Here is a 13,482-nt window from a genome sequence, read left to right as displayed (position 1 = left end):
CATGTTTCTTGGAGCATTATTTACAGAATGTATTGAAGATAATTGTCTTGCCTCAATTGAAATTACGGGAATAAGTTCAGATTCTCGGCAAGTGTTGCCAGGTTATGTTTTTGTGGCTCTTCAAGGAAAACAAGGTGATGGCAGGCAATATGTGAACGATGCTATAAAGCGTGGTGCACGAGTAATAGTTACAGATTACAATTGTGCCCTTGAGGGGTATATGTTCCGGTTTTGCGTGTTGTAGATGTACGCCATAGCTTAGCCATTGCAGCTGCACGTTTTTATGGTGTTCAACCTGAAATTGTTACAGCTGTTACGGGGACAAGCGGAAAAACATCGGTTGTGTCTTTTGTTAGGCAAATTTGGAAGCATGCTGGGTTTTGTGCGGCTAGCATAGGGACAGTTGGTGTTGTTTCACCTAAGCGTAATGATTATGGTTCCCTCACAACACCTGATCCAGTAATGTTGCAGCGTTTGTTGTGTGAAATTGCTGGTGAGGGTGTTACGCATGCAGCACTTGAAGCTTCTTCGCATGGTCTTGACCAGGGTAGACTTGATGGAGTGCGTTTGGCAGCAGCAGCTTTCACTAATTTAGGGCGCGATCATATGGATTATCACCCATGTGTGGAAGATTATTTACGTGCTAAAATGAGATTGTTTGATACGCTTTTGCCATGTGATGCACCCGCTATTATTTTTGCGGATGATGTTTATTCACAAAAGGTGATTGATCATGTTACACGAGCAGGGCGCCCAGTATTAACGATTGGACGTAGCGGCAAGTTTATTACAATTAATCGTATTGAGCATCAGCGTTTAAAACAGTGTGTTGAGTGTCGTATGGGAAACGATATTTACACATTTGATTTGCCTCTTGCGGGGGAGTTTCAAGTGACTAATGCACTTATGGCTGCAGGTTTAGCAATTGCGACAAATGTACCGCCCAGTAGTGTTTTTCGCTCTTTGAAAAAATTACAAGGAGCACCTGGTCGGTTAGAGTTGGTCGGAAATACGAAAGATAATGCATTTGTTTATGTGGATTATGCTCATAAACCAGAGGCTTTAGAGCAGGTATTACTTTCTGTTCGCCCCTTTACATTGGGGCGTTTGATTCTTGTTTTTGGTTGTGGTGGTGATCGTGATCAGGGCAAAAGACCCTTGATGGGAAAAATTGCAGCAAGCAAAGCTGATATTGTTATTGTTACTGATGATAATCCTCGTACGGAAGATCCTGCGAAAATTCGAAAAGATATTTTACAAGCAGCATCAGGAGCAATGGAAATAGCAGATCGTGGTGAAGCTATTGATTATGCAGTGAGATTACTTGAAGCTGGAGATACGTTGATTATTGCAGGAAAAGGTCATGAAAATGGTCAAATTATAGGAAAGACAACGTATCCTTTTTCAGATCATTTAAGAGCAGTTTCTGCTTTGAAAGAACGAAATAAATGACAGTTTTATGGGATAAACAGACACTTCTTTCTGTTATGAATGGTCTATCGGTTGGATGCTTGCCAGAGACTTTTTCGGGGATTTCTATTGATAGTAGATCTCTTATAGAGGGTGATATTTTTTTCTGTATTAAGGGTAATAGTCTAGACGGTCATGATTTTGCTGCACAAGCTTACGCGAAAGGTGCTGGAGTTCTTGTGGTTGCGCAAAATCGTTTGGCTGAAATGAAGATGTTAGCTGCCCCATTGATTGTAGTCCCCGATGTTTTAAAAGCGTTAGAAAAACTTGCGCAAGCAGCACGTGAGCGTTCAAAAGCTAAAATTATAGCTGTTACAGGTTCTGTTGGAAAAACAACAACAAAAGAAGCTCTTAAACAAGCACTTGGAACTGTTGGAAGGGTTTATGCTAATCTTGGTTCTTTCAACAATTGTTGGGGTGTTCCCTTAACTTTAGCACGTATGCCTGCAGATAGTGATTATGGTATATTTGAGATTGGGATGAATCATAAGGATGAAATTCGCCCTTTGGTAAAATTAGTTCGCCCACATGTAGCTTTGATTACTCATATTGCTGCTGGACATATAGGTTTTTTTAAAAATCTTGAAGAGATTGCAGATGCAAAAGCTGAAATTTTTGAAGGACTGGATGATGAAGGTGTAGCTCTTTTAAATGCGGACAGTCATTTTTTTTCTCGTTTGGTTCAAAAAGCAGAACAATGTGGTGTAAAAAAAATCTTGAGCTTTGGAGAATCGCAAGGTGCTAATTACCAGGCAAAAGAGATTCATCTTTTGACAGATTGTTCTTGCATGACTATGCATTTTTCCAACCAAGATATAACGGTTAAAATTGGTGCTCCTGGGCGGCATATTGTACAAAATATTTTGGGCGTTTTAGCGGTTTGTGATGTAGTTGGTGCTGATTTAACACGTGTTTCACTTGCTTTAAATTGTTTTTCTCTTCCAAAAGGCAGAGGTAACCGCTATCGACTATCTTTGCCAAATGGAGGAGAATTTCATTTAATTGATGAAAGTTATAATGCCAATCCTGCTTCTATGCGTGCTGCCCTTGATCTTCTTGCTGCGGGACCAGTCGGTACACGTGGTCGTAAAATAGCAATTTTGGGTGATATGCTTGAGTTAGGAGTTTATAGTGAAAAGCTTCATCGTGATCTGGTGAAGCCAATATGTATTTCTGGTGCTAATCCGGTTTTTTTAGTTGGAAAAGCAATGAAATTTTTGGCTGATGAGCTTTCTACTTATATCAAAGTTTATTACTCTGAATATATTGAGGAACTTTTACCGCTTATTTTACAAGAAATTTCAGAAGGCGATCTTATTATGATTAAATCATCTCATAGTGTTGGTTTGTCACGTATTGTGGTGGCTCTTCTTGATCGCTATAAAAAGATATCTTTATAATTTTACCGGGTTTTTTGCACTATGATTTTGTTACTTTCTTCGTTGAGTGATTGGCTGCCAGGCGTTAATGTTTTTCGTTATATTACTTTTCGCACTGTGTTAGCTATGCTGACATCAGGTTTAATTGTTTTTTTGTTTGGCCCTAGTATTATTGCTTCTCTTAAAGTGCGGCAAGGAAAGGGGCAGCCAATTCGAGCTGATGGTCCTCAGACCCATTTTAGAAAAGCTGGGACACCTACCATGGGTGGGTTAATGATTTTGAGTGGCATTGTGGCATCGACGCTTCTGTGGTGTAATTTATCGAACGCTTATCTTTGGGTATCATTATTAGTTATGCTTTCTTTTGGGGTAATTGGTTTTTATGATGATTATCTTAAAGTGACAAAGCAAACAGACAAGGGATTTTCCGGTAAAGCACGGTTGGGTTTAGAGTTTTTAATTGCGACAACTGCTTGTGTGATTATTGTAAAGATTGGTTCACCAGGATTGGCTTTACCTTTTGTGAAAGACTATTTTATTAATTTAGGTTGGTTTTTTATTCCTTTTACTGCTTGTGTTATAGTGGGGACCGGTAATGCGGTTAATTTAACGGATGGTCTTGATGGGCTTGCTATTGTTCCTGTAATGGTTGCTGCTTTATCGTTTGCGTTAATTGCTTATCTGTCGGGTAATATAAATTTTGCTGATTATTTACAGATCCACTATGTATCTGGAGCTGGAGAATTGACTGTTTTATTAGGAGCAGTTGTGGGTGCTGGCCTTGGTTTTTTATGGTTTAATGCACCTCCGGCGGCTATTTTTATGGGTGATACCGGTTCGTTGGCACTTGGAGGGTTGTTGGGTGTTGTTGCTGTAGCGACTAAACATGAAATTGTTTTAGCTGTTATCGGTGGGCTTTTTGTTTTAGAAACACTGTCGGTTATCATTCAGGTAGGTTGGTTTAAATTGACGAGAAAGCGTGTATTCCTTATGGCACCAATTCATCATCATTTTGAGAAAAAGGGGTGGACTGAAAGTCAGGTTGTGGTACGCTTTTGGATTATTTCGATTGTTTTAGCGTTGATTGGTCTTTCAACACTTAAGTTGAGATAAGATTGTGATTTCAGTTGAATGTTATAAAGGTCAAAAGTTGCTTTATTTGGACTAGGGCAGTCGGGATTAGCTACAGCGCAAGCACTGATTACTGGTGGAGCTGAAGTGATTGGGTGGGATGAAAATCCTTCTAGCGTAGAAGCTGCTTGTAGAGAAAATATCCCAACGAGAGATCTTCGTTATGAAGATTGGTCAGAATTTGTTGCATTGATTTTAGCGCCTGGGGTACCTTTAACTCACCCTCAATCTCATTGGACGGTTGATAAAGCACGTCAGGCAGGTATAGAAATTATTGGTGATATTGAACTATTTGTTCGTGCACGGAACCATTTTTTACGTCAACATGGTTTTTGTGATCAGGATGTTCCATTTATTGCTATTACAGGTACGAATGGTAAATCGACCACTACTACTTTACTTGCCCATCTTTTAGACAAGATGGGTTATGATGTACAAATGGGAGGAAATATTGGAACGGCGATATTAACTCTTAAGCCATTTGTTAAAAAACGTATTTATGTTATTGAATGTTCATCATTTCAGATTGACTTAAGTCCTTCTCTTCAACCTACAGTTGGTCTTTTGTTAAATCTAACACCTGATCATATTGACCGACATGGCAGTTTTACTCATTATGCGCAAGTCAAAGGGCGTTTAGTTTCTAAAGCTTCTCATGCTCTTGTTTCAGTTGATGATGCCGCCTGTCAGGTTTTATATCAACAACTTGTAAATAAGGGGCATCAAGTTAAGGCAATTTCTAAAGAACACTGTATTGATGATGGTTTTTATGCAGAAGGAACCAAACTTTTTTCTATTAGCCATGGGCAGCGTTGTTTGCTTGCAGATCTTGCTACAATAACTTCGTTACGCGGTGCCCATAATGTGCAAAATGCTCTTATGGTTTTAGCGACATTGCAGGTGTTAAAAATTACTGATCCGCATATAGAGAAGCATTTAGCAAGTTATATGGGGCTTGCCCATCGTATGCAGCAGGTACGCAAAATGGGATCGGTTTTGTTTATTAATGATAGTAAAGCTACTAATGCGGAAGCATCAGCTTGCGCGCTTGCTACTTTTAACGATATTTTTTGGATTGCTGGAGGGCAGGCAAAAGAAAGTGGAATTGCTCCCTTAAAAGGATTTTTTGATAAAATTCATAAAGCTTATTTAATTGGTGCTGCTGCAGAGGATTTTGCCCGCACTATTGGCTCTGCTTTTCCTTTTTCAATGAGCTTAACTTTGGAAAATGCAGTGCAGGAAGCGGCTATTGATGCAACTCATGCTAATGTAAAAGAAGCTGTGGTTTTGTTTTCGCCAGCTTGTGCGAGTTATGATCAATTCAAAAATTATGAAATGCGTGGAGAGACTTTTATTTCTTTGGTTAGGCAGTTGAAGGAAAACGAATTATAAAAAAATTATTCTACTATTAATAATCCAGAATCTTTTTTAGTGTAATTTAGTTTTTGAAATGCTTGCCAAAAAAAATAGAAACATCATATCGCTTTGAGTGGAATGATAAAAAGGATGAAGTGAAGGTGATGATTACTCGTGCAAATCAAGATCCGATTGCTAATTGGTGGTGGACGATTGATCGTTTTATTTTTGCTGCTTGTCTGATTGTGATGGGGATTGGCGTTATGTTGTCTTTTGCAGCTAGTCCCGCTGTTGCGAAAAAAATAGGAATTACGGATAGTTTTTATTTTGTTCGTTGGCATATCATTTTTAGTATCCTTGCGTTTTTTACTATGGTTACTATTTCTTTTTTTTCACCCCATAATATTCGTCGTTTGTCCATTCTTTTGTTATTTACGACACTTATTCTTATGGTAGCAACTTTATTATTTGGTTCTGAGTTAAAAGGGGCACGGCGTTGGATTTCTTTGTTTGGTTTTTCTTTGCAAGCTTCAGAATTTATGAAACCAGCGTTTGTGGTTGTGTCAGCTTGGTTGTTTTCAGATCAAATGAAACATTACGGTAGGTTGCGCTATACATTGGCTATTGCACTTTATGCTCTTTGTTGCACACTTCTTGTTTTACAGCCTGATATTGGTCAAACACTTTTGATTAGTGCAACATGGGGTGGTTTGTTTTTTATTGCAGGTGTACCTCTTACTATTATTTTGTTCTTTGTTGTTTTAGCGGTTTTAGGAGGTTTTTTAGCTTATTTTTTTGTTCACCATGTGCGCGAACGTATTAATGGTTTTTTGACAGGTGAAGGTGATACATTTCAGGTGGATGTAGGGCGTGAAGCTATTTTAAATGGTGGGTGGTTTGGTCAAGGGCCAGGTGAGGGACAGTTAAGCGCATTATTCCTGATAGCCATACAGATTTTGTGTTTTCTGTTGCAGCTGAAGAATATGGTATTATCTTCTGTTTATTGATTATGGCCCTTTTTGGTTTTATTGTTATACGTTCACTTTATATAGCGTTGAATACGCGTGATTCATTTACGTGTTTTGGTATTACTGGCATGGCGATAATGATTGGTTTGCAATCGGGGATTAATATGGCAGTCAATCTTCATTTGATACCTCCAAAAGGTATGACATTGCCATTTATTTCTTATGGTGGTTCATCTATGGTGGCGATTGCTATTTCGATGGGTATTTTGCTTAGTTTAACACGCCGTTGGCCAGAAACGCGGTTTTCAGCTTTTCCTCCGCTTACTGTTTAGGATGTTACCTAATGACGCATAAAAAAAAGGTTATTATTTTGGTTGCTGGAGGTACAGGTGGGCATCTTTTTCCTGCAGAGGCACTTTCTGTTGAATTAAGACAGCGCGGATATGATGTTCATTTGGTAACGGATGAAAGAGCGAAGTATTTTGTGCGCCATTTTGATAAAAAACATATCCATATTATTTCATCAGCAACATTAACACGGTATCATCCTTTTGCACTTATAAAAACATTTTGGCGTTTGTTAAAGGGAATATGTCAATCGTGGGTGCTTTTTTATAAATTACGTCCTGTTCTTGTGGGGGGTTTGGTGGTTATCCTACCTTTCCACCTGTTTTGATTGCTGCCTTAACGAAACGTGTAACATTTATTCATGAGCAAAATGCTGTTATGGGCCGTGCTAATAAAGTTTTAGCATCTAGGGTCAATGCAATAGCAGGTGGTTTATTGTCAGCTAATGGAATTTATGCTTATAAAACGTTTCTTACAGGCAATCCTGTTCGTGAGGCTATTCTTAAATCGGCAGAAATTCCTTATTGTCCTTCTACTGAGGACAAGCCATTTCATTTTTTGGTTTTTGGTGGTAGCCAAGGGGCTTCTGCTTTTTCAAAAATTGTCCCTGAAGCGATTGCTTTACTTGATAATAATATCCGTAAATGTTTACGTATTATTCAGCAGGTTCGTGGTGAAGCGATGGATTTGGTACAAATTTATCGCAATATGGGGGTGGAAGCAAAAGTTGCTCCTTTTTTTGATAATATGGCTGAACATATTGCTTGGTCTCATTTCATTATGTCACGTTCTGGTGCTTCAACGGTTTGTGAAATAGCTGTTATTGGTAGGCCAGCTTTATTGATTCCCTATCCTCATGCTTTAGATCATGATCAAGCAGAAAATGCGGCAATGCTTGCTGCAACGGGAGCAGCTCAAATTATTGCTGAAAAAGATTTAAATGCACAAATACTCGCTTCTCTTTTAACGAAAGCTTGTCGTGAACCGGACTTATTAAAAAAACAGGCGCTTGCTGCAAAAAAAGTTGGGCAACCTCATGCAACCAAAGTTCTTGCAGATATGGCTGAAGCGTTGATTGCAGGAAGGTCATTATCAGACATTAGAAAGGAGCTTTTTAATGAAAATGCCGCTTGATATTGGCCTTATCCACTTTGTAGGTATTGGTGGTATTGGTATGAGTGGAATTGCTGAGGTTCTTCATAATCTTGGTTATAAAGTTCAAGGATCCGATCAAACAGATAATGCAAATGTGGAGCGTTTACGGGGTAAAGGGATTAATATTCATATAGGTCATCGAGCTGAAAATTTAGAAGCGGCAAAAGTTGTTGTTATTTCCACTGCTATAAAAAAAACAAATCCTGAATATATTGCTGCTAAAGAAAAACATTTACCAATTGTTAGGCGTGCGGAAATGTTAGCAGAATTGATGCGTTTTCGCCGAACAATAGCTGTTGGTGGTACACATGGTAAGACAACCACCACATCAATGGTAGCAGCACTTCTTGATGCTAGTAATTTTGATCCGATGGTCATTAATGGTGGCATTATCAACGCTTATGGAACCAATGCACGTATGGGCTGCGGAGATTGGATGGTGGTTGAAGCCGATGAAAGTGATGGTACATTTTTAAAATTGCCTGCTGATATTGTTGTTGTTACTAATATCGACTCTGAACATTTGGATTATTATGGTAGTTTTGATGCTGTACGTGAGGCTTTTCGGCAATTCGTAGAGAATATGCCTTTTTATGGTTTTGCTGTTATGTGCCTTGATCATCCAGAAGTTCAAACATTGGCCAGTCGTATTGATGATCGTTGGGTAGTGACTTATGGTGCTAATCCGCAAGCTGATGTACGTTTTCTTAATCTTTCGATGGAAGGTCAAAAAACGCATTTTGACGTTCTTATTCGATCCCGGAAAACAAATGAAGAAACTGAACTAAGAAATTTGGTTTTACCGATGTCAGGGCAACACAATATTTCTAATGCTACTGCAGCGATTGCTATTGCACATGAGCTTGGTATTTCAAATGAATCTATTAGAAAAGGGTTAGCGGAATTTTGTGGAGTAAAACGGCGTTTTACACAGACGGGAAGTTGGTGTGGTGTTGAGATATTTGATGATTATGGGCATCATCCGGTTGAAATAAAAGCTGTTTTAAGTGCAGCTCGTGAAAGTGCAAAAGGACGAGTTATTGCGATTGTGCAGCCGCACCGTTATTCACGTTTGCATGATTTATTTGATGATTTTGTTACTTGTTTTAATGATGCTGATACAGTGATGATTGCGCCGGTTTATGCAGCTGGTGAAGAACCAATTACTGGTTTTGGTTCTAAAGAGTTGGTTGAACATATTCAAATGGCAAGCCATCGTGATGTGCGCTTGGTGAATACTCTTGAAGATATTGCTTTGATTATAGCTACATTAGCAAAACCTGGTGATTATGTTGTCTTTCTTGGTGCAGGTAGCATTACACAATGGGCTTATGCCCTACCTAAACAATTAGCGGAACTTAATAGAAATGATTAATTTTCAGCCAATTGATGGTGAAACGCTGTTGGCGCAATTACAGCCGGCATTGAAAAACATACGGGGTAAATTTACTCCCAATGTTGAGATGCGTAAGGTGACATGGTTTCGTACTGGTGGATTAGCTGAGCTTTTTTATCAGCCTTCTGATGAAGCAGATTTAGCTTTGTTTCTTCAAGTACTACCGGAATCTATTCCTATAACAATTGTGGGGATTGGTTCTAATCTTCTTGTACGTGATGGAGGAGTTCCTGGGGTTGTTATTCGTCTTTCAGCAAAAGGTTTTGGACAATTAGAGCAGGTTTCTCCAAAGCACCTTCTTGTTGGTGCTGCTACGGCAGATAAACATTTAGCAGCAGCGGCTTTAGAAGCTGAGCTTTCTGGTTTTCATTTTTATTATGGTATTCCTGGTAATTTGGGTGGGGCATTAAAAATGAATGCAGGGGCTAATGGTATTGAGACAGCTGAGCGTGTTGTTGAAGTCTATGCACTTGATCGTAAGGGTGAACGCCATGTCTTGAGTGTAAACGATATGCATTATTCGTATCGTCATTGTAATGTTTCTGAGGAGCTTATTTTTACTGCTGCTGTGTTGGAAGGAAAGCCAGGAAATAAAGATAATATTCATGCTGCTATGAATGAAGTTGTTCTGCATCGGGAAAAAGTACAACCTGTTCGCGAAAAAACAGGTGGGTCAACTTTTCGTAACCCTAAAGGTACATCTGCATGGCGCGTTATTGATGAAGCAGGGTGCCGTGGTTTACAGATCGGTGGTGCTCAAATGAGTAAGATGCATTGTAATTTTATGATTAATACAGGTGAGGCTACAGGCTATGATCTTGAGCAGTTGGGTGAAACTGTACGTGCTCGTGTTTTTGCTCATTCAGCCCATTATTTAGAATGGGAAATACAGCGCCTTGGTCAGTTTGAACAAGACCATATCGTTCCTTCTTTTGATCAGTTTTATTGATTTATTTAAATCACTAAAAAATTGAGTCATTTCAAAGAGATAAGAAAAATTTTCCATTAAAAATCAACAAATTAACAGAAAAACTCTTGCTTCATGCTCTTGATTCTGATTCATTATAGAAAATGCTAGGATGTTGATTCGCAAGGATAAATCTAGTTTGTTCTTATGTATAGTATGAGTTGTTTTGATAGAGTCTATATCTAGTATGTCAAGAGGAATAGATTGTTATGAAAGATAAGCGTATAGCTGTGTTGATGGGCGGATTTTCATCTGAGCGCTCTGTAAGCTTATCTTCAGGTACTGCTTGTGCTGATGCTCTTGAAAAGCAGGGTTATCACGTAATTCGTGTGGATGTTGATCAACAAATTGCTACTGTTCTTAAGCAATTGCAGCCAGATATTGTTTTTAACGCATTGCATGGACCATTTGGTGAAGATGGTTGTATCCAAGGTATTCTTGAATATTTTAAAATTCCTTATACTCACTCTGGAGTGATGGCATCAGCTTTGGCAATGGATAAAGGACGTGCGAAAGTTATTGTTGCTAACGCTGGTGTACATGTTGCCCCTTCTTGTGTGATGAATCGCTTTGCTATAGGGCGAGAGCATCCTATGGAACCGCCGTATGTCATTAAACCAGTGCGTGAAGGGTCAAGTTTTGGTGTGGTGATTGTAAGTGGTGATGAGGCTTTGCCACTGTGTAATGTTATGAGTAGTGAATGGGTTTATGGGGATGAAGTGATTGTTGAGAAATACATCCCTGGGCGTGAACTTACTTGCGCAGTTTTAGGGGATGAAGCTTTGGATGTTTGTGAAATTGTGCCTGATAAACACTTTCAGTTTTATGATTATGATTCAAAATATAAGCTTGGCGGTTCTCTTCATATTTGTCCTGCACAACTTTCATTAAATATTTACCAAAAAGTGCAAAGAATGTCTTTGGCAGCACATCGAGCTATAGGTTGTCGAGGTGTTAGCCGTTCAGATTTTCGTTTTGTTGAGGAGACAGAGGAGCTAGTTTGGCTCGAAATTAATACACAGCCTGGTATGACACCGGTTTCTCTTGTTCCTGATATAGCGAAAGCAAGTGGCCGTACTTACGGTGATATTGTTAAGTGGATAGCGGAGGACGCGTCGTGTATGCGTTGAGTGTTGATAGAATAAATGTTCTAATGGTGCAATCAGTGCCAGTTTTTCCGCGTCTTTATCGTCGCTTTTGTCGGTTTATATTTCAGTTTGTTGCCAGTATTTATGTGCCTCGCCATTTTGGTTCTTTTGCCGTTTTGTTTTTTTTCTTTCTTTCGGTACTTTATGGGATTTCGTTTAATGGTCAGATGGATAGTATTATAAAAGCTGCACCATTGAATTTTGGTTTTGTAGTGACTGATGTCGATATGAATGGCAATAAGCGTGTAGCAAAACAGGATGTTTTGAAGATTTTAGGGCTTGATGCTTATCCATCAATTATCAATTTTGATGTTAATAAAGCGCGTTTTATTTTAGAGCAACAGGCTTGGATTCAATCGGCTGATGTTCAGAAGATTTATCCTAATCGTGTGCGTATTTCAGTGATAGAGCGTGAACCATATGCCGTTTGGCAACATGATGGTATAATGGATATTGTTGATCATACAGGATGTGTGATTGCTCCATTTCAGGCGGGTTTAGTTCAGAATTTGCCTCTTGTGGTTGGTCACGGTGCGCAAAGTGCAGCAAAATTATTTATTCAAGAACTTTCGGTATATCCACAGTTGAGCGATCGTATCCGTGCTTATGTGCGTGTGGGTGATCGGCGTTGGGATATTGTTCTAGATAATGGGATGCGTATTATGCTGCCTGAAAAGGGAGCTATTGAAAGCCTTTCTTCTCTTATTAAAACAGGTATAGCGCAAGATCTTTTTGTACGTGATGTTTTAAGTGTTGATTTGCGTCTTTCTGATCGGATAACAGTTTCTTTATCCGATGAAGCGTTGGCACGTCATCGTGCTGCTGTGGCAGAAGAAGAACGCGTCTTGAAGGCAGGGGGTGTGTAATGTTGCTTGGGTCGCATCATAGTGGAGGGCGCAAAACACGCTTTTTAACGGTTCTTGATGTTGGTTCAAGTAAGATTGTGTGTCTTATTGCTTGTTTGCATCCTTTGAAGCATACACACCATTTACATGCTCGTACACACTCTATGGAAATTTTAGGTTTTGGTGTGCAACGTTCACGTGGTATTAAATCTGGTGTTGTGATGGATATGTATGCGGCAGAGCAGTCTATACGGTTGGCTGTTGATGCAGCAGAAAAAATGGCTGGTTTAGTGGTAGATTCAGTCATTGTGAATTTTTCTTCAAGCCGGTTGAAAAGTGCCTTTGTTAATGGTGTTGTGCGTTTGGGGGGGCGTAAAGTTACTACGCGTGATATGCGTATGGCATTGGCAGATGTTTCGCGTAAAGCTTTTAAGGCTGAACGTCACGTTATGCATTCAGTTCCAGTGTCTTATGCATTGGATGGAGATAAGGGAATTTCTGATCCTGTTGGGATGATGGGAGAGTTATTTGGTGTTGATGTACATGTTGTGACGGCAGAAACAGCACCTTTGCGTAATTTAGAAGCATGCATTAACCGTGCTCATTTAAGTGTTGAAGCGATGGTGGCAACACCTTTTGCTAGCGGTCTTTCGGTTTTAGTTGATGATGAGGCGCGTTTAGGAGCGGCGTGTATTGATTTTGGTGGTGGAACAACGACATTTTCTGTGTTTTCTGAAGGAAAATTTGTTCATGCAGATGCACTTGCAATTGGGGGGCATCATATAACTCTTGATGTTGCTCGTGGATTATCGATGTCTATTGAAGAGGCTGAGCGTTTAAAAGTTGTATATGGCTCAACATTTTCAGCAGATTGTGATGAGCGTCAGATGATTAATGTGTCAGAAATTGGAAATGAACGCCTTGAAATCCAGTATCCATGCGCTGTCCTTGGTCGTATTATTCGTGCGCGTGTTGAAGAAATATTAGAAATGATGCGTGATTGTTTGAACCGTTCAGGTTTTGGTCACATCATTGGTAAGCGTGTTATTTTGACCGGGGGGGCAAGCCAATTGGCTGGTTTGCCGGAAATAGCACGTAGTATATTGGGGAGAAATGTCCGTGTAGGGCGGCCTTTGGGTATTTCCAGGCTTCCTTCCTTTGCTAAAGGAGCGGCATTTTCATCTGCTGTTGGATTGTTAATTTATCCGCAATTGGCGGGGTTTGAAGAAAAAACAGCCCAAACTGCAGTGAATTATTTATCGACAAGCACGGATGGATATTTCAGACGTGTTGGTCAGTGGTTGCGTGAGAGTTTTTAG

The 13,482-nt window shown here is 39.6% G+C and carries 7 protein-coding genes and 4 pseudogenes; all 11 read left to right on the top strand.

The genetic code is table 11. From position 1 onward, the window contains the following. Window position 1 precedes the first annotated feature (1 nt). Window positions 2–1,452: pseudogene (locus BscR1v2_RS04785) on the top strand (UDP-N-acetylmuramoyl-L-alanyl-D-glutamate--2,6-diaminopimelate ligase). After that, window positions 1,449–2,870: a UDP-N-acetylmuramoylalanyl-D-glutamyl-2,6-diaminopimelate--D-alanyl-D-alanine ligase gene (locus BscR1v2_RS04780; RefSeq protein ID WP_078689934.1), complete on the top strand. Its 1,422-nt coding sequence runs from the start codon at window positions 1,449–1,451 to the stop codon at window positions 2,868–2,870. The pseudogene BscR1v2_RS04785 and the gene BscR1v2_RS04780 overlap by 4 nt, the downstream one beginning before the upstream one ends. 21 nt (window positions 2,871–2,891) lie before the next feature. Continuing rightward, window positions 2,892–3,962, top strand: coding sequence for a phospho-N-acetylmuramoyl-pentapeptide-transferase (gene mraY, locus BscR1v2_RS04775; protein ID WP_078689933.1), 1,071 nt, complete (start codon window positions 2,892–2,894; stop codon window positions 3,960–3,962). A 4-nt stretch (window positions 3,963–3,966) separates the two neighbouring features. Beyond that, window positions 3,967–5,372: pseudogene (gene murD / locus BscR1v2_RS04770) on the top strand (UDP-N-acetylmuramoyl-L-alanine--D-glutamate ligase). 128 nt (window positions 5,373–5,500) lie between these two features. Further along, a pseudogene (locus BscR1v2_RS04765) lies at window positions 5,501–6,636 on the top strand (FtsW/RodA/SpoVE family cell cycle protein). 11 nt (window positions 6,637–6,647) lie between these two features. Then, a pseudogene (murG, locus tag BscR1v2_RS04760) lies at window positions 6,648–7,786 on the top strand (undecaprenyldiphospho-muramoylpentapeptide beta-N-acetylglucosaminyltransferase). Next, window positions 7,770–9,182: a UDP-N-acetylmuramate--L-alanine ligase gene (gene murC / locus BscR1v2_RS04755; RefSeq protein WP_078689932.1), complete on the top strand. Its 1,413-nt coding sequence runs from the start codon at window positions 7,770–7,772 to the stop codon at window positions 9,180–9,182. The pseudogene murG and the gene murC overlap by 17 nt, the downstream one beginning before the upstream one ends. Next, entirely contained in the window at window positions 9,175–10,152 is a 978-nt protein-coding gene (gene murB / locus BscR1v2_RS04750) for a UDP-N-acetylmuramate dehydrogenase (protein ID WP_078689931.1), read from the top strand. The genes murC and murB overlap by 8 nt, the downstream gene beginning before the upstream one ends. 227 nt (window positions 10,153–10,379) lie before the next feature. Continuing rightward, window positions 10,380–11,300 (top strand): D-alanine--D-alanine ligase, encoded by a 921-nt coding sequence (locus tag BscR1v2_RS04745; RefSeq protein WP_078689930.1) that lies wholly within the window; start codon window positions 10,380–10,382, stop codon window positions 11,298–11,300. After that, a complete protein-coding gene (locus BscR1v2_RS04740) occupies window positions 11,288–12,184 on the top strand; it encodes a cell division protein FtsQ/DivIB (RefSeq protein ID WP_078689929.1) in 897 nt (298 codons plus the stop codon). The genes BscR1v2_RS04745 and BscR1v2_RS04740 overlap by 13 nt, the downstream gene beginning before the upstream one ends. Beyond that, the gene (gene ftsA / locus BscR1v2_RS04735; protein WP_078689928.1) at window positions 12,184–13,482 is read left to right on the top strand and encodes a cell division protein FtsA; all 1,299 of its coding nucleotides are present in this window, start codon (window positions 12,184–12,186) and stop codon (window positions 13,480–13,482) included. The genes BscR1v2_RS04740 and ftsA overlap by 1 nt, the downstream gene beginning before the upstream one ends.

The organism is Bartonella schoenbuchensis R1, from assembly GCF_002022685.1.
In the GTDB taxonomy this organism is placed as follows: Bacteria; Pseudomonadota; Alphaproteobacteria; order Rhizobiales; family Rhizobiaceae; genus Bartonella; species Bartonella schoenbuchensis.
The sequence above is the reverse complement of the archived record's forward strand: the minus strand, read 5'-3'. Positions and strand labels throughout refer to the sequence as shown.